General features: G+C 67.9%; 15 protein-coding genes. 6 read left to right on the forward strand and 9 right to left on the reverse strand.

Translation table 11 applies throughout. The features are described 5' to 3' along the window. Positions 1-10: 10 nt before the first annotated feature. Positions 11-760: a sulfite exporter TauE/SafE family protein gene (locus B0W80_RS02890; RefSeq protein ID WP_256856456.1), complete on the reverse strand. Its 750-nt coding sequence runs from the start codon at positions 758-760 to the stop codon at positions 11-13. Positions 761-784: 24 nt separating this feature from the next. Continuing rightward, positions 785-1,771 carry a tripartite tricarboxylate transporter substrate binding protein gene (locus tag B0W80_RS02895; RefSeq protein WP_076997590.1) on the reverse strand — a complete coding sequence of 329 codons (987 nt, stop codon included), beginning with the start codon at positions 1,769-1,771 and terminating at the stop codon, positions 785-787. Positions 1,772-1,893: 122 nt separating this feature from the next. On the opposite strand from B0W80_RS02895, the gene B0W80_RS02900 reads away from it, so the two are divergent. Then, positions 1,894-2,613: a GntR family transcriptional regulator gene (locus B0W80_RS02900; protein WP_076997591.1), complete on the forward strand. Its 720-nt coding sequence runs from the start codon at positions 1,894-1,896 to the stop codon at positions 2,611-2,613. A 16-nt stretch (positions 2,614-2,629) separates the two neighbouring features. Here B0W80_RS02900 and B0W80_RS02905 read toward each other — a convergent pair whose 3' ends face one another. After that, the gene (locus tag B0W80_RS02905; RefSeq protein WP_179106815.1) at positions 2,630-3,175 is read right to left on the reverse strand and encodes a flavin reductase family protein; all 546 of its coding nucleotides are present in this window, start codon (positions 3,173-3,175) and stop codon (positions 2,630-2,632) included. 37 nt (positions 3,176-3,212) lie between these two features. Further along, positions 3,213-4,442, reverse strand: coding sequence for a nucleoside recognition domain-containing protein (locus B0W80_RS02910; protein WP_076997618.1), 1,230 nt, complete (start codon positions 4,440-4,442; stop codon positions 3,213-3,215). 87 nt (positions 4,443-4,529) lie between these two features. Here B0W80_RS02910 and B0W80_RS02915 point away from each other — a divergent pair, with 87 nt between their 5' ends. Next, a complete protein-coding gene (locus B0W80_RS02915) occupies positions 4,530-6,107 on the forward strand; it encodes a phospholipase D family protein (protein ID WP_076997593.1) in 1,578 nt (525 codons plus the stop codon). Positions 6,108-6,121: 14 nt separating this feature from the next. Beyond that, positions 6,122-7,663, forward strand: a complete 1,542-nt coding sequence (locus B0W80_RS02920; protein ID WP_076997594.1) for an alkaline phosphatase — start codon at positions 6,122-6,124, stop codon at positions 7,661-7,663. A 9-nt stretch (positions 7,664-7,672) separates the two neighbouring features. On the opposite strand, the gene B0W80_RS02925 is transcribed toward B0W80_RS02920, so the two are convergent. After that, complete coding sequence (locus B0W80_RS02925) at positions 7,673-8,497, reverse strand: metallophosphoesterase (protein WP_076997595.1); 825 nt, start codon at positions 8,495-8,497, stop codon at positions 7,673-7,675. Between the two features lie 124 nt (positions 8,498-8,621). Between B0W80_RS02925 and B0W80_RS35910 the strand changes: the two genes are divergently transcribed. Continuing rightward, the gene (locus tag B0W80_RS35910) at positions 8,622-8,795 is read left to right on the forward strand and encodes a hypothetical protein (RefSeq protein ID WP_218668866.1); all 174 of its coding nucleotides are present in this window, start codon (positions 8,622-8,624) and stop codon (positions 8,793-8,795) included. Between the two features lie 6 nt (positions 8,796-8,801). Here B0W80_RS35910 and B0W80_RS02935 read toward each other — a convergent pair whose 3' ends face one another. Then, the gene (locus tag B0W80_RS02935; RefSeq protein WP_076997619.1) at positions 8,802-9,782 is read right to left on the reverse strand and encodes a LysR family transcriptional regulator; all 981 of its coding nucleotides are present in this window, start codon (positions 9,780-9,782) and stop codon (positions 8,802-8,804) included. 109 nt (positions 9,783-9,891) lie between these two features. On the opposite strand from B0W80_RS02935, the gene B0W80_RS02940 reads away from it, so the two are divergent. Next, entirely contained in the window at positions 9,892-10,398 is a 507-nt protein-coding gene (locus tag B0W80_RS02940) for a hypothetical protein (protein ID WP_076997597.1), read from the forward strand. 97 nt (positions 10,399-10,495) lie between these two features. On the opposite strand, the gene B0W80_RS02945 is transcribed toward B0W80_RS02940, so the two are convergent. From B0W80_RS02945 to B0W80_RS02950, 3 genes are all read right to left on the reverse strand, one after another. Next, entirely contained in the window at positions 10,496-12,346 is a 1,851-nt protein-coding gene (locus B0W80_RS02945) for a phosphoenolpyruvate carboxykinase (GTP) (RefSeq protein WP_076997598.1), read from the reverse strand. A 183-nt stretch (positions 12,347-12,529) separates the two neighbouring features. Beyond that, on the reverse strand, positions 12,530-12,682 hold the full coding sequence (locus B0W80_RS35350; protein WP_179106816.1) for a hypothetical protein: 153 nt from the start codon (positions 12,680-12,682) through the stop codon (positions 12,530-12,532). A 76-nt stretch (positions 12,683-12,758) separates the two neighbouring features. Then, positions 12,759-13,958: a threonine ammonia-lyase gene (locus B0W80_RS02950; RefSeq protein ID WP_179106817.1), complete on the reverse strand. Its 1,200-nt coding sequence runs from the start codon at positions 13,956-13,958 to the stop codon at positions 12,759-12,761. A gap of 133 nt (positions 13,959-14,091) precedes the next feature. On the opposite strand from B0W80_RS02950, the gene B0W80_RS02955 reads away from it, so the two are divergent. Beyond that, a complete protein-coding gene (locus B0W80_RS02955; RefSeq protein ID WP_076997600.1) occupies positions 14,092-16,413 on the forward strand; it encodes an ATP-binding protein in 2,322 nt (773 codons plus the stop codon). The last annotated feature ends 118 nt before the right edge of the window (positions 16,414-16,531 follow it).

Genomic DNA, 16,531 nt, shown 5'->3' on the forward strand with positions numbered 1-16,531 from the left:
CTTTGTCGGGTCAGGCGTAGAGCAGCCAGGCGAACCAGGCGCCGACTGCGAGCAGCAGCATGGAGACGAAGCGCTGCAGCTGGCGCACGTCGAGGCCGGCTGCAGCGCGCTGCCCGGCGATCGAGCCGGCCAGCATCAAGACGCCGCACACCGCGGCGAGCGGCAGGTCGAGCCGGCCCTCGATCGCATGCACCGTGCTGCTGGCCAGCGCGATCGGCAACTGCACCGCCTGCGCCGCAACGACCGCGAACACGATGGGCTGGCGCAGCAGCATCATCAGCGGCAGCACCAGGACCGGGCCGCCGGTGCCGGTGAGCGCCGAGCCCAGCCCGACCACCGCGCCGATGGCGAGCAGCGCAGCGTTGCCCAGGGGCGCGGCCGGCGCCGCCGCGGACTTCGCCGCACGCAGACCGCGCCAGCCCGAGAACAGCACGAGCACCGTCACGCCGGTCATGAGCGCGCTGCCCGGCAGCCAGCGCACGAGCAGCGCACCGGCGGCGGCGCCGGCCAGCGCACCGCCCAGCAGAGGCAGGCAGCGCATCGCCATCGCGCGCTCGCGGCGCAGCGGCTTCAGCACCACCAGCGCCGGGAGTGCGAAGCCCAGCGAGGCGGCGGCGATGGCCTGGGGCAGCGGCACGCCACCGAGCTGGGTCAGCACCGGCACCAACAGCACGCCACCGATGCCGCTGGCGCCGATCAGGCCGCCGGCCAGCAGCACGGCCGGCAGCAGGATCCAGACGCTGGACAGCGACATCAGCATGAACGTGACTCCTGTGGCAGACGGCTATTCGGTCTTGATGCCGGCAGTCTGCACCACGCCTGCGATGGCCTTGCGCTCCTTGGCCAGGTATTCGCCGAAGGCAGGGCCGGCGATCAGCTGCGGCTTGACCGCGATGTCGCCGAGCTTGCGCGCGATCTCCGGGTCTTTGAGCGTGGCGTCGAGCGCGGCCACCCAGGCGGCCGTCACGGCCGGCGGCGTGTTGGCGGGCGCGAGCACGCCGAGCCATGCATCCATTTCGAGCCCCTTGAGTTCCGCCGATTCCGACAGCGCCGGAATGGTGGGTGCGTTCGGCGAACGCGCCAGCGAGGTGACGCCGAAGGCGCGCACCTTGCCGTCTTTGATGAAGGGCTGCGCCAGCGACAGCGGCAGCACCGCCAGGTCGACCTGGCCGCCGGCCACGTCGGTCAGCACCTGCGGGCCGGACTTGTAGGGCACGTGCACGAGATCGAGGCCGGCGCGCTGCTTGAACAGCTCGGCCGTGACGTGCAGCGAGGTGCCCACGCCGTCGGTGCCGAAGTTGAGCTTGCCGGGCTGCGACTTGGCGAGCTTGATGAGGTCGGCGGTGGTGTTGGCGGGAAGCGCGGTCTTGCCGATCAGCACGAAGGGAGAGGTGCCGATCGTGGCCACCGGCACGAAGTCCTTGAAGCTGTCGTAGCGCACGGCCGCGGGCGCAACCAGCGGCGCCACGTTGAGCGGGCTGGCCACCGCGAATAGCATCGTGTAGCCGTCGGCTGGCGAGCGTGCGGCCTTCTGGGTGCCGATGGTGCCGGCGGCACCGGCCACGTTCTCGATGACGACCGGCTGCTTGAGCAGCTCGCCCAGCTTCGCGGTCAACAGCCGCGCGGTGGCATCGACGCCGCCGCCTGCGGCGAACGGCACAATCAGCGTGATCGGCTTGGTGGGGTAGCCCGGTGTCTGGGCGAAGCCCAGGCCAGCGGTGAAGGCCAGCACGGCGGTGCTGGAACGGATGAAGGCTCGGGCTGCGGACATGGTCGATTCCTTGGGTTGTGATGAACGGAAAAGAAGCACCCTGGCGGTGCAGAATCTACTTGTTATGACAAGTTATGACAAGCGACGCAAATCGCATGCCAGCGTTGCCGGTGGGGCCATGAATGGTTGAGCTGCCGCAATCGCTCCACGCCCAGCTGCGCGACGCGCTGCGCGCCCGCATCCTCGACGGCGTGCTCGCGCCGGGGGCCAAGCTGCCGTCGGAGGCCGAGCTGACGGCCGAGCACGGCGTGAGCCGCATCACCGTGCGGCAGGCCTTGGCGGCACTTCAGACCGAAGGCCTGATCGTCAAGCTGCACGGAAAGGGTGCCTTCGTGTCCCATCCCAGGGCGGCGCAAAGCCTGAACCGGCTGCAGGGCCTCAACGAGGCGATGGCGCCCGAGCAGCACGCGGTGAGCAGCAAGCGGCTGGCCTGGCGCGAGATGAAGCCGCCCGCGGCCGTGGCGCGCCAGCTCCAGCTGCCGGCCGGCGAGACCGTCTATCACCTGCAGACGCTGCGCTACCTCGACCGCGAGCCGCTGTCGCTCAACAGCTCCTACCTGCCGTGCTTTCTGGGCGAACGGCTCGCCCGGGTCGATTTTTCGCAGCGCGACCTGATCGAGGTGTTCGAGCGCGAAGGCGGCCTGGAGATCGGCGAGGCCCAGCTCGAGATCGGCGCCGGCCTCGCGAAGGCGCAGGATGCGAAGCTGCTGCAGCTCTCGCCCGGTGCGCCTGTGCTGCTGGTGGAGCGGTTGCTGCACCTGGCCGGCGGCGGCCCGGTGCACGTGGAAACCGCGGTCTACCGCGCCGACACCTTCCGCTACAAGCTCAGCGTGCGGCGCTAGGTCGGGCTACATCGCGCTACAGCGGGTGCTCGGTGTAGAAGCGCCCGCCGTGGAACAGCAGCGGCGAAGCACCCGGGCTGTGCGTGCAGCGCTCCACCTCGCCGACGAAGATCACGTGGTCGCCTTCGTCGTAGCGGCTGCGGTTGAAGCACTCGAAACTCGCCGCCGCGCCGGCCAGCACCGGCGCGCCGCCCAGGCCCTCGGTGAAATCGACTTCGGCCCAGCGGTCCACGTCCTTGGTCGCGAAGCGCTCGGCCAGCGACTTCTGATCGGCGCCCAGGATGTTGATGGCGTAATGCGAGCCGGTGCTCAGTGCCGCCATCGAAGCGGCACTGCGCGCCAGGCTCCACAGCACCAGCGGCGGCGCCAGCGACACCGAATTGAAGGAGTTGGCCGTCAGCCCCACCAGCCGGCCGTTGGCCGCGCGCGCGGTGACGATGGTGACGCCTGTGGCGAACATGCCGAGCGCGGCACGAAACTCGTCGACGGTGAAGGAGGGCGGCTGCGCCCGTGCGGGAACGGTCACGGAAAAGCGGGGAAGTGAAGGCCTATTCTGGCCCATCGTGTCTTGCCGCCCGCCCGGGAGGGCTTCCGGCCCGTTATCCGAAGAACCAGTAACCCACGGCGATCGCGCCCACTACGCCGGCCAGCTCGGCCAGCAACGCACAACCCACCGCGTGCCGCGCGCGCTGGATGCCGACCGCGCCGAAGTAGACCGCCAACACGTAGAAGGTGGTTTCGGTGCTGCCCTGGATGGTGGCGGCGACGAGCGCGGCGAAGCTGTCCACGCCCTGGCTCTGCATGGTCTCGATCAGCATCGCGCGCGCAGCGCTGCCGGAGAACGGTTTGACCAGCGCGGTCGGCAGCGCGTCGACGAAGCGCGCATCCAGGCCCGTTCGCTCGACCACCCAGCGGATGCTGGCCAACACCATGTCGAGCACGCCCGAAGCGCGCAGCACGCCGACCGCGCACAGCATCGCCACCAGGTAGGGCAGCAGGTTCTTCGCGACGTCGAAGCCTTCCTTGGCGCCCTCGACGAAGGCTTCGTAGACCTTCACCCGCTTCCACGCGCCGGCCAGCAGGAAGACCACGATGATCCCGAACAGCGTGAGGTTGCCGAGCAGCGAAGAGAGCGAGGCGAGCGCTGCCGCCGAGAGCGTGGTCAGCATGGCCATGAAGCCGCCCAGCAGCAGCGCGCCGGGCAGCAGGTAGGCGAGCACCACCGGGTCCCACAGCCTGAGGCGCTGCACGAACGCCACCGAGAACAGGCCCACCAGCGTGGAGCAGCTGGTGGCCAGCAGGATCGGCAGGAAGACCAGCGTCGGATCGGCCGCGCCCTGCTGCGCGCGGTACATGAAGATGCTGACCGGCAGCAGCGTCAGCGACGAGGCGTTGAGCACCAGAAACAGGATCTGCGCGTTGCTGGCCGTGTCGGTGCTGGGGTTGAGGCTCTGCAGCTCGCGCATCGCCTTCAAGCCGATCGGCGTGGCTGCGTTGTCCAGGCCCAGCGCATTGGCCGCGAAGTTCATCGTGATGAGGCCGAGCGCCGGATGCCCGGACGGCACCTCCGGCATCAGGCGGCGGAACAGCGGGCCGAGGATGCGCGCGAGAAACGCGACCAGGCCCGCCGCCTCGGCGATGCGCAGGAAGCCCAGCCACAGCGTGAGCGTGCCGAAGAGCAGCACCATCACTTCGACCGAGAGCTTGGCCATCGCGAACAGGCTCTCGACCAGGGCCGCGAACACCGTGGCATCGCCGCCGACGAGCCAGCGCACGAACGCGGCCAACGCCGCTGCCAGAAAAAAACCGAGCCACAAGCCGTTGAGCACGCGAATCCCTTGCTGCTGCCGATGGGCGCCGATCATAGGGGGCGGCTCTGCTGCGCATGGTCAGGCAGCGGCGTTACATTGCGGCCCATGCCGTCGTTCGCGAATGTCCGCGCCTTTCTGCTGCTTGCCCTGGCCGTCTGGCTCGGCGGCTGCGCGACGCTGCCGCCGCCGGGGCGAGTCGTGCCGAGCCAGGCGCTGACCGACGTGGCCGACACGCGGCTGGCGCGCATCGTCGCATCGGGGACGCCCGCCGCATCGTCCGGCCGGTCGGGCTTCCGGCTGCTGCCGGAAGCCGAGTTCGCTTTCGAAGCGCGCATCGCGCTGATCCGGCAGGCGCAGAAGTCGCTCGACGTGCAGTACTACCACATCCAGCGCGACGAAGTGGGGCTGCTGTTCCTGCGAGAGCTGCGCGACGCGGCCGCGCGCGGGGTCCGGGTGCGGCTCTTGATGGACGACCTCTACACCGGCGGCGAGGACGCGATGCTGGTCGGCATGGCGGCCCATCCGAACGTCGAACTGCGCCTGTTCAACCCGCTGCCGTCGCGCGCCGAGTCGCTGTCGATGCGCTTCCTGTTGTCGCTGCACGAGTTCGGCCGCATCAACCACCGCATGCACAACAAGCTGCTGGTGGCCGACAACACCTGCGCGGTCACGGGTGGCCGCAACATCGCGAGCGAATACTTCATGCGCAGCACCGCGGCCAACTTCATCGACATGGACCTGCTGTCCTGCGGGCCGGTGGTGCGCGAGATGTCGGCGGGCTTCGACCGCTACTGGAACAGCGAGCAGGTGCGTGCGGTCGGCGACGTGATCTCGAGTGCCGATTCGCCCGAGCTTCGGCGTGCGCATTTCGACGCGCTTGCAGGCGCCGCGCTGTCCGAGCTGCCGGTGCGCTCGCACGACGTGATGGAACGCAGCCCGGTCGGTCGGCAGCTCGACGGTGGCGCGCTCGAACTGCGCTGGGCCACGGCCCAGTTGTACGTGGACGACCCGGCCAAGATCACACGCGGCAACGATGCCGAAGCGTTTCGCGGCAGCGTGACCGAAGGTGCGCTGCGGGCGCTCGATTCCGCCCGCAGCGAAGTGACCATCGTGTCGCCCTACTTCGTGCCCGGCGAGCGAGGCATGGCGATGATGAAGCAGGCCACCGGTGGGCAAACGGGGCGCATCTTCCTGGTCACGAATTCGCTGGGCGCGACCGACGAGCCGCTGGTCTACGCCGGCTACACGCGCTACCGCGCCGACATGCTGCGCATCGGCGTCACCATCCGCGAGGTCGCTCCGGAACTCACCGGCCGCTCGGGCCACTTCGGCGACTTCGGTCACTCGATCAGCCGGCTCCATGCCAAGCTGGCGGTGGTCGACGAGCGGCTCCTCTTCGTCGGATCGATGAACATGGACCATCGCTCGGCGGCGGTCAACACCGAGTCGGGCCTGCTGATCGACAGCCCGGAAATCGTGGCCGACTACCAGACCCTCATCACGGCCAGCCGCACCAACTCGGCCTACCGGCTGCGCCTGACGCCCGACGGCCGACGCGTGCAATGGGTGGAGTCGGACGCCAAAGGCGACGACGTCGTCCACGATGACGAACCCGGCGGCCACTATTGGCTGCGCTTCAAGAACTGGCTGCTCTTGCCCTGGGTGGGCGAGTCGCTGCTGTAGGAACACGGTCTTTCATGCCTCTCCATCGACGGGATTTGAACCGCGCGGCCTTGTGGCTGGCGCTCTGCGGCTGGCCCGCCATGCGTGTCGCGCACGCGCAGGCGGCGCCGCGCTGGCGTTCCGACCCGTTCACGCTGGGCATCGCAAGTGGCCAGCCGCGACCCGACAGCGTGGTCCTGTGGACCCGGCTCGCGCCAGCGCAGGGTGAAGACCTCGACGGCGTGCGCAGCTGCGCCGTGCAGTACGAGGTGTTCGGCGACGAGGGGCTCGAGCGCCGCGTGGCGAAAGGCGAAGTGATCACCGATGCCGAGCGTGCCTTCAGCGTCCATGCGCACGTGCAGGGCCTGGCGCCGCAGCGGCAATACTGGTACCGATTTCGCTGCGGCGATGCGCAGAGCCCGGTAGGGCGCACGGGCACGGCGCCAGCAGCCGACGCGCAGGTGCAGCGTCTGCGCCTGGCGCTGGGGGCTTGCCAGAACTATGAGCACGGCTATTTCGCGGCCCACCGTGATATCGCCTCGCGCGACCTGGACTTCGTGCTGTTCGTCGGTGATTACATCTATGAAGGCTTCAGCCGAACACCCGAGATGCGGCGCCACGGCGCGCCGATGCCGCTGACGCTGGAGGCGTATCGCGAGCGCCACGCCCTCTACAAGCGCGACGCGGATCTGCAGGCGGCGCACGCAGCGCATCCGTGGGTGCTGACGTGGGACGACCACGAGGTGGTCAACGACTACGCCAACGACCGCGAGCCGGAGTACACCGATCCCGAGGTCTTCCTGCGCCGGCGGGCCGCAGCCTATCGCGCCTACTTCGAGCACATGCCGCTGCTGGTAGCGCCCCAGGGGCCGTCGATGCGCATTCACGACCGCTTCGCCTGGGGGCGTCTGGCCGAGCTGTGGACGCTCGATTGCCGTCAGTACCGAAGCCACCATGCCTGCCCTGATCCGACGCGGGATTGGGGCCGGTTGGTGATCGGCTGCAAGGCGCTGGCCGATCCGTCGCGCACCATGCTCGGCGCTGAGCAGTCGCGATGGCTCGCGCAGGGCCTGGCGGAGTCCGGCCGGCAATGGAAGCTGCTGGGGCAGTCCACGCAGATGAGTTCGACCAGCCTCGAAGCGCCGCGCGGCCGGCAGTCATGGACCGACGGCTGGGACGGCTACCCCGAGGCGCGCAAGCAACTGCTGCAAGGCATCGCCGACGCCAGGCTGCGCGACGTGGTGGTGCTGGGCGGCGACGTCCACCGATTCGTGGCGGCCGACCTTCGCGTGCAGCCCAACGACACGGCATCCCTGGCGGTCGCGAGCGAGTTCGTCGGCGGCTCGATCAGTTCGCGCGGTGCGAGCCGCCTGGCCATGGAGCAGATGCGGCACGACAACCCCGACGTGGCGCATGCGCGAGGCGACGAGCGCGGCTATGCGCTGATCGAGGCCACGCCCAAGGGGCTGCAGTGTGAATTCCGGGCCACGGCGCATCCGGTGGTGGCGGACGCACGCTTCCAGACGCAGGCGCGCTTTGCGGTCGAAAGCGGCGTGGCCGGCGTGCGGGCGGCTTGAGCGGGAGGCTCAGCGTTTGGCGCGAGGCGGGGGCACCTCGATGAGCCAGTCGGGGCGGAAATCATCCTGCTCGCCCTTGCCCCTGTAGCCCAGCGGGTTCGCGGCCACGCGGCAGCCGTCCTTCATGTAGTCGAATGCGCAGTGCAAGTGGCCGTGCAGCCAGAGGTCGGCGCGGGGCAGCAACTCGTCGAGCGAATTGCAGAAGCCGGCCGTGCCCGGGCTGAGGCCGTAGCGCGGATCGGCGCTTGCCAGCGTCGGCGCGAAATGGGTGACGGCCACCGTCGGGCCGTCGAAGGCTTGAGCCAGCTCATTGCGCAGCCAGGCTTGGCACGTCAGTGAGTGCTCTCTCAACGCCTCGGCGAGAAAGATCTGGCCGTGCCGCAACGTGGCGGCTTTTTCGAGGTAGAAGTTCGCCGCCCGCATGGCTTTGCCGCGCTTCTTGAGGGCTTCGGTCATGGTGTCGCCTGGCTCGACCAGCGCGTCGAAATCGGCCCAGAGCGTGGTGCCGACGAAGCGGACGCCATCGATCACGCGGCTTTCGCGTTCGAGCCACTGAATGTCGAGCGCGTCGCACACCGTGCGCAGGCGGTCGTGCGTGGCGTCGAAGTCTGCGTTGTCGTACTCGTGATTGCCGGGAACGTACATCACCGGCGTCGGCCAGCCATGGCGGGGCGAAAAGCGGGTCAATCCGAAATCGGCCTCGGTGATACGAGATCCCGCTTGATATGAGCCGATATCGCCCGCCAGCACCAGGAAGTCGGCGTCTGGTATAGGAGCAATTTCGAACCGGGGATGCACTTCCAGGTGGAGATCCGAAAGCAGCTGCAGCTTCATGGGCGCAGTCTAGGCGAATATCCTCATGCCGGAAGTGCATAACGTTGTGCTGGAAGTCATAGGGAAAACCCTTAATCTTCAATCCATCAACCACTACAGCGCGGGCCAAGGCCGCGCAAACATCATGTACAGCCTCGTCGCCCAAGTGGCACGCCTGTTGAGCCTCAAGACCCCCGAGACGCCTTCGAGCCCTGCCGCCACGCTGATGGAACGCGCCGACTCGCGCGCTGGCCTGGACGCGCACCACGCCCAGGAACTGCGCGCCGCTGCCAGCGCCTGGCTCAGCGTCGTTCGCTGAACGGCGTCAGCCAGCCAGGCCGGGCATTTCGGTCCCGGCGAAGGCCGCGGTGGCGGAGCGCAACAGCGCCTGGCGCAGCCACTCGTGTGCGTGACCGTGCTGCGCGCGGCGATGCCAGATCGCGTCGACGTGCACCAGCGGCTGCTGGAACGGCAGGTCGCGCAGCACCAACTGCTTCTCGATGCCCGTGACCTTGACGAAGTGGCGGGGCAATACCGTCAGCAGGTCGGAGTTGGCGACCACCCGCCCGGCCGTGAAGAACTGGTTCACCGTCACCACGATGCGCCGCTCCCGGCCCAGCGCGCCCAGCGTCTGGTCGATGAAGCCGTAGGGGCGGCCGGAAAAACTGACCAGCAGATGTCGGGCGGCGCAGAAGTCGTCCAGCGTCAGTGGTGACCCTGCCAACGGGTGGCCGCGTCGCATCACACATACGTACTCCCCGATGTAGAGCCGTTGGGTTTCGAACGGCAGCATGGCCGCGCCGGCCTGGCCGCGTGCCGCCAGGTTGGCAGCGACGGCCGGAAAGTAGCCGACTGCCATGTCCACTTCTTCGCTCTCGAGCAAGCGCCGCGGATCGCGGGTCGTGAGCGGCAGCACGCGCAGCGAAATCGCGGGTGCCTCTTCCTCCACGATCCGGACTAGACCCGGGACCAGTTCGGCCGCCGTCGCGTCGGCCATCGCGAGAACGAAGGTGTCGTCGGCAATGCCGGCGTCGAATTCGCCCGGCGCCAGCGTGTGCTGCAGCTGTCGCAGCACGTCGCGCACGGTCGGCCACAGCGCCAGTGCGCGTGCCGTGGGTTCGACGCCGGTGCCAGACCGGCGAACCAGCTCGTCACCCAGGCTGTCGCGCAAGCGCCGCAGCGCATTGCTGACCGCCGGCTGGGTGATGGCGAGGTTGCGCGCCGCTCGCGTGAGGTTGCGCTCTGCCATGACCTCGTCGAAAACCCGAAGCAGGTTCAGGTCGAACGTGCGAAAGTTGACATCTATCATCCCCGTGAATGGTAAACATCATGAAGATAAATTGGGAAAACATCAGGGAAACCCCTAATATCACCGCATCGGTTACCCACAGTCGTCCTTAGGAGGGACATTCATCATGACCAGCTTTGTCCACGTTGAACAACCGGCCACTCACCCGGGCGTCGCCCGCGCGGAAGCCGTCATCGACCACATTCGCGCCGCCCGTCGCAGTTTCGACGGCGCCCGTGGCCTGGCAGCCCTGCTGCTCGCAGCCATCGTTTCTTCGCTGCTCGTCGTCGCCGACAAGGTGATGTCTACCTGGAGCGAAGGCGGCCTGCTGGTGGCCTGGCTCGTGCTGTGGGGCGTGGCCTTCGCAGCGCTCGCCTTCTTCGCGGGTACCGCACGCGGCCTGGCCGTTCGTGCCGTCACCGCGACGCGCAACGCGGCTCGCCGCCGGGCCGCTGCCCGCGCCGACGAGCAGTTCCTGGCCTACGCCAAGCACGATCCGCGCATCCTGCGCGACCTGCAGGCAATCAGCTCGCGCCGCGAAGGCGAGCGCACGGTGGTGTCGGTGGATGCGGATGCCAATGTGCCCGGCCTGTACAACGCGCTGCGCAGCGTGAACCTCGGCCAGCACTACTGAGCTCTGGTCCGGCCATTTCGGCCGGACGCCAAAACGAAAAAGCCGCCTCGTCCAGGGCGGCTTTTTCGTGGGTGCGTCCCGAATGGGAATCAGGCGATCAGGCGGCCAAGCGCTCTTCGATGGCGGCCTTGGTGGCCGGCAACTCCTGGGGCAGGTGATGCGCCAGTTGCTGGAACAGCTCGGCGTGGAGCTTCAGCTCTGCCTGCCAGGCGGCCTTGTCGATGTGGGTCACGGTGTCGAACTGCTCGGTGCTGAAGTCCAGCCCGGTCCAGTTCAGATCTTCGTAGCGTGGGCTCACGCCGAACACGTGTTCCGTGCCCTGGCCACGCCCTTCGATGCGGTCGATCATCCACTTCAGTACGCGCATGTTCTCGCCGTAGCCTGGCCAGGTGAACTTGCCGTCGGCGCCCTTGCGGAACCAGTTGGTGGTGTAGATCTTGGGCAGATGCGCCCCGGTGGCGTCGAGCTTCTTGCCCAGGTCCAGCCAGTGCTGGAAGTAGTCGCTCATGTTGTAGCCGGCGAAAGGCAGCATCGCGAAGGGATCGCGCCGCACCACGCCTTGTTGCCCGGCAGCAGCGGCGGTGGTTTCCGAGCCCATCGTCGCGGCCATGTAGACGCCTTCCACCCAGTTGCGCGCCTCGGTCACCAGCGGCACGGTGGTGGAGCGGCGGCCGCCGAAGATGAAGGCGTCGATCGCCACGCCCTTCGGGTCGTCCCAGGCGGCGTCCAGTGCCGGGTTGTTGGTGGCTGCGACGGTGAAGCGCGCATTGGGGTGGGCTGCCTTGGCGCCGGTTTCGCGGCCGATGGCCGGCGTCCACTCGTTGCCCTGCCAGTCGATGGCGTGGGCCGGAGGCGTGTCGGTCATGCCTTCCCACCAGACGTCGCCGTCGTCGGTCAGCGCGACGTTCGTGAAGATCACGTCGTGGTCCAGGCTGGCCATGCAGTTGGGGTTGGTCTGCATGTTGGTGCCGGGCGCGACACCGAAGTAGCCCGCCTCGGGGTTGATGGCATGCAGCCGGCCGTCGGCCGCCGGCTTGATCCAGGCGATGTCGTCGCCGATGGTCGTGACCTTCCAGCCTTCGAAGCCCGCCGGCGGGATCAGCATCGCGAAATTGGTCTTTCCGCAGGCGCTGGGAAAGGCGGCCGCGATGTGGTGCTTCTTGCCCTCCGGGCTGGTCACGCCCAGGATCAGCATGTGCTCGGCCAGCCAGCCCTCGTCGCGGCCCATGTTGGAAGCGATGCGCAGGGCAAAGCACTTCTTGCCCAGCAACGCGTTGCCGCCGTAGCCCGAGCCGTAGCTCCAGATCTCGCGCGTCTCGGGGTAGTGGACGATGTACTTGGTCTTGTTGCAGGGCCAGGACACGTCCGACTCGCCAGGCTGCAGGGGCGCGCCGACGGTGTGCACGCAAGGCACGAACTCACCTTCGGCGCCCAGCACGTCGTACACGGCCTTGCCCATGCGGGTCATGATCTTCATGTTGACCGCGACATACGGGCTGTCGGACAACTCGATGCCGATGTGCGCGATGGGCGAGCCCAGCGGGCCCATGCTGAAGGGCACCACGTACATGGTGCGGCCCTTCATGCAGCCGTCGAACAGCGGCTGCAGCGTGGCGCGCATCTCCGCCGGAGCCATCCAGTTGTTGGTGGGGCCGGCGTCTTCCTTGTTCGCCGAGCAGATGAAGGTGCGGTCTTCCACACGGGCGACGTCGCTCGGGTCGGAGGTCGCGAGGAAGGAGTTGGGCCGCTTGGCCGGGTTCAGCTTCTTGAACGTACCGGCGTCCACCATGAGCTGGCAGAGGCGGTCGTATTCTTCCTGGCTGCCGTCGCACCAGTAGATGGCTTCGGGCTTGCACAGCGCCGCCATGTCGGCCACCCAGGCGAGCAGCTTCGCGTTCTTGACGTACGAGGGTGCCTGTACGGCAAGGCCCTTCAGCGGTGCGTTCATAAGATCTCCTAAGTTGAAAAATCGTCTTTCCGAACGGGACTCGCAGGCCGAAGCTGGCGTGGTCCGTTGGAAAAAACGTCTTCCCGTCCAGGGAGAGAGGATCCGGGCTGCCCGAAAAAGGGGGTCTGGGATCCTCGTTGAACTGCGGCGCGGCGAAGTGTCCGCCGATGCCGCGCCAGGCTGTCAGGCCATGTAGATGGCAATGGATGCCAGCAGGAGCATCAGCACCCCCCCGGCGATGGGCAGCACCAGGGGCATGAGGTGAACGATGGATTCGACCGCGTCGTGCTCGACGGCGGCCGCGTGGTCCGGCTCGACCGGCGTGGGATTGGACATGCTGATTCCTTGAATCGGGAAAACTGAAACCATTTTACCGACTGACCGGTCGGCCATCGTCTAGGGGCTTGCCCCGTCAGCGTTGTTCCTGAGCCTCGAATCCCGCACTGGCCAGCGCCTCCAGCACGGTCGACAAATGCGCACGCCCGCGGGTCTGCAGCACCAGCTCGATGTCCACGTTTTGCGCCGCCAGCATGGTGAAGGCGCGCTGGTGATGCACCTCGTCGACGTTGGCGCCCGCTTCCGCCACAGTGGCCGTGATCTGGGCCAGCGAGCCCGGCACGTCGCGCGCGCTGACGCGCACCCGGGCCAGCCGGCCGGCGCGCACCATGCCCCGTTCGATGATGGCCGCCAGCAGCAACGGATCGATGTTGCCGCCCGACAGCACCAGCCCGACCCGCTTGCCCTTGAAGCGTTCAGGATGCCGGATCAACGCCGCCAGCCCGGCCGCGCCGGCCCCCTCGACCAGCGTCTTCTCGATTTCCAGCAGCATCAGCACGCCCTGCTCGATGTCGCCTTCGTCCACCAGGAGCAAGTCGTTGACCTCGGCGGCGATGATCGCTTTCGTCAGCACACCCGGGGTACCCACGGCGATCCCTTCGGCGATGGTGCTCTGGCCTGTCGGGTGCTGGGTGCCCTGCACCGCATTGACCATGGCCGGAAAGCGCCGGGTCTGCACCCCGACGATTTCGATGTCCGGCCTGCGTGCCCGCGCGGCGAGGGCCATGCCCGCGATCAGCCCGCCGCCGCCGACCGACACGACGAGCACATCGAGATCCGGCACGGTATCGAGCATCTCGAGCGCCACCGTGCCCTGCCCCGCGATGATCGCCTCGTCGTCGTAGGGATGGACGAAGACCAGCCCTTCCTTTTCCGCCAGTGCCATCGCATGGGCGCGTGCCGCATCGAGCGTGTCGCCATGCAGCACGACCTCGGCGCCGAAACCACGGGTCCGCTCGATCTTCACGCCGGGCGTGAATCGCGGCATGACGATGAGGGCGCGCAGACCCAGCCGCTGCGCGTGGTAGGCCACGCCCTGGGCATGGTTGCCGGCCGACATGGCGATGACGCCGTGCACGCCCTTGTTCGACAGATCCACCAGCTTGTTGCAGGCGCCGCGTTCCTTGAACGAAGCCGTGAATTGCAGGTTCTCGAACTTCAGGAACACCTGCGCGCCGACGATTTCCGACAGCGTGCGCGATTCGACGCAGGGTGTATCGAGCACCTGCCCCTGCAGGCGCGCCGCGGCGCGCTCGATGTCTTCGATTCCAAGCATGAGTGGCATTGTGGGACGGATTCGCAACATCCGGGTTTTTACCCTCCCCGAGGCTTCCCGAAGCCAAAACTCTGCGCTATGGTCGCGGTCAATTCCCGTTTCTCTCAGGAGACTCCTAGCTGGAGGTTGCTCGATGGTCAAGCGTTCCGGTGCCGATGTCGTGGCTGCGGCTTCCCGCGGTCATGCACTGCCGTCGCCCGGACTCAAGGAGGCACCGGTGCTCGAGCTCATGTGCTCGCACTTCGTCCTCACGCTCGCAGCCAAGCAGGGCCCGCGTTTCAACGTGCGGCGCGACCTGAACGGCCTGCTCTCGCTCACCGGCCGCCACCTGGTCTGGCCGATGGCGGTGCTGCAGCGCCTGCGCGAATTCCTCGTGCGCCGCTGCGCCGGCAACGAGGTCTGGAAGGGCGTGGAGCAGTTCGACGGCCGGACGCTGCTGGAGCGCCACGGCGTGTGGCGCGGGCCTTACGAAGAGGGCACGCTCTTCTTCTACCTCGACGAATACGCCAAGGACCAGCCGAAGGATCTGCTGTCGGTGCTGGCCGTCACGCGCGACTGGCTGACCCACGCGCTGCGCAAGCAGTCCACGCTGGTCGAAAAGAACATCGACGCGCTGGCCGGCCTGCTGCAACTCAACAAGGCCGAGCGCGCGCTGTTGCTGTACGGCACGCTGGCGCGTTACCAGCGCGACCTGCGCTCGCTGCTGGTGGAGTTCAAGGTCAACAACGCGCCCGAGGCCTATGCGGCGATCGCCGAGGTGGCCGGCGTCAATGCCACCGACGTGGGCGAGGCCCTGCGCGCCGGCTCGCGGCTCGAACGCATCGGCCTGGTCGAAAACCTCATCTCCGAACACAACATCACCGACCTGGCCGACCTGATGAAGGTCAGCGAGAAGCTGCCGCCGGTGCTGATGCGCGAGTACCGCGACCACAACGAACTGATGGCCGTGTTCACGCGGCCATCGGCCAAGAGCACGCTCACCGCGGACGACTTCGCCTTCGTGCAGGACGAGGCGCGCATGCTCGTCACGCTGCTGGCCGCCGCCGTCGCGCGCAAGGAACCCGGCGTGAATGTGCTGCTCTACGGGCCGCCCGGCACCGGCAAGACCGAACTGGCGAAGGTCGTCGCCCAGGCGGCGGGACTGGAGCTCTTCGAGGTGGAGTACGCCGACCGCGACGGCAACTCGCTGTCGGGCCGCGACCGCTACCGCTCGCTGCAGATCGCGCAGGTCTTTCTAAAGGGCAGTGCCCAGGCGGCCCTGCTCTTCGACGAAGTCGAAGACGTGTTCCCGCCCATCAGCACCGAGGCGGCCCAACTCATGGCGCGCGCCGAGCAGATCGCCGCGCCGGCCAGCGGCAGCGTGAGCGGCAAGGCCTGGGTCAACCAGATCCTCGAATCGAACGCGGTGCCGACCTTGTGGGTGACCAACCGCATCGAGCAGATCGACCCGGCCTTCCGGCGCCGCTTCGCCTACCACCTCGAGCTGAAGTCGCCGCCGCCCGGCGCCCGTGAGCAACTGGTGCGCCGCACGCTCGAGGGCGTGTCCGTGTCCGAGGCATTCGCCGCCAAGCTGGCAGCCCGCAAGGGACTTACGCCTGCGCAGATCCGCACGGCGGTGCGCTTCGCTGGGCTGGCCATGTCCGAAGGCGCGTCGGTCGAGAGTTTGATCGAGCGCCAGCTGCGCAATGCCGACCAGGCGCTCGGCGTGGTCGATGGCCTGGGCGTGCGCCGCAGCGTCACCACCTACGACCTCGACATGCTGAACGTCGAGACCCGCTTCGAGATCCCGCGCATCGTCGAGGCGCTCAAGGCACGCGGCCACGGCACGCTGTGCTTCTACGGCGCGCCCGGCACCGGCAAGACGGCGCTGGCCGAGCACATCGCCAAGGCCATCGGCCGGCCGCTGATCATCAAGCAGGCGAGCGACCTGATGAGCAAGTACGTCGGAGAAACCGAGCAGAACATGGCTGCCATGTTCAAGGAGGCCGAGGCCGAAAAAGCCGTGCTCCTGCTCGACGAGGCCGACAGCTTTCTGCAAGACCGCCGCGGCGCCCAGCGCACTTACGAGGTGACCGAAGTCAACGAGATGCTGCAGGGCATGGAGCGCTTCGACGGCATCTTCGTCTGCACCACCAACCTGCTCGACCGGCTCGACCAGGCGGCGCTGCGCCGCTTCACCTTCAAGATCAAGTTCATGCCGCTCACCGCGCCCCAGCGCGAGCGCATGTTCGTCACCGAGGCGCTGGGCGGCGATGCCGCAGCCCTCACCGACGAGATCCGCCAGCGCTTGGTGAAGCTCCCGCAGCTGTGCCCCGGCGATTTCGCGGCGGTGAAGCGCCAGACCGATATCCTCGCGGTCGCCTTCTCTGCCGGCGAGTTCCTGGACCAGCTGGAAGCGGAGCACCGCATCAAGCCCGAAGTGCGCGAGTCGCGCGGCATCGGATTCGTTCACTAGCCATTGCGCAACGAGCGCGCCGCCATCCGCGCGCAGGGAGACTTCATGGAACTCGTATGGCAGCGCCTGGCTGCATTGACCCTGTGCGCGGCCGTGCTGGTGGGCTGCGGCGGCGCAC

It is taken from the genome of Variovorax sp. KK3 (genome assembly GCF_001984055.1).
GTDB lineage: Bacteria > Pseudomonadota > Gammaproteobacteria > Burkholderiales > Burkholderiaceae_C > Variovorax.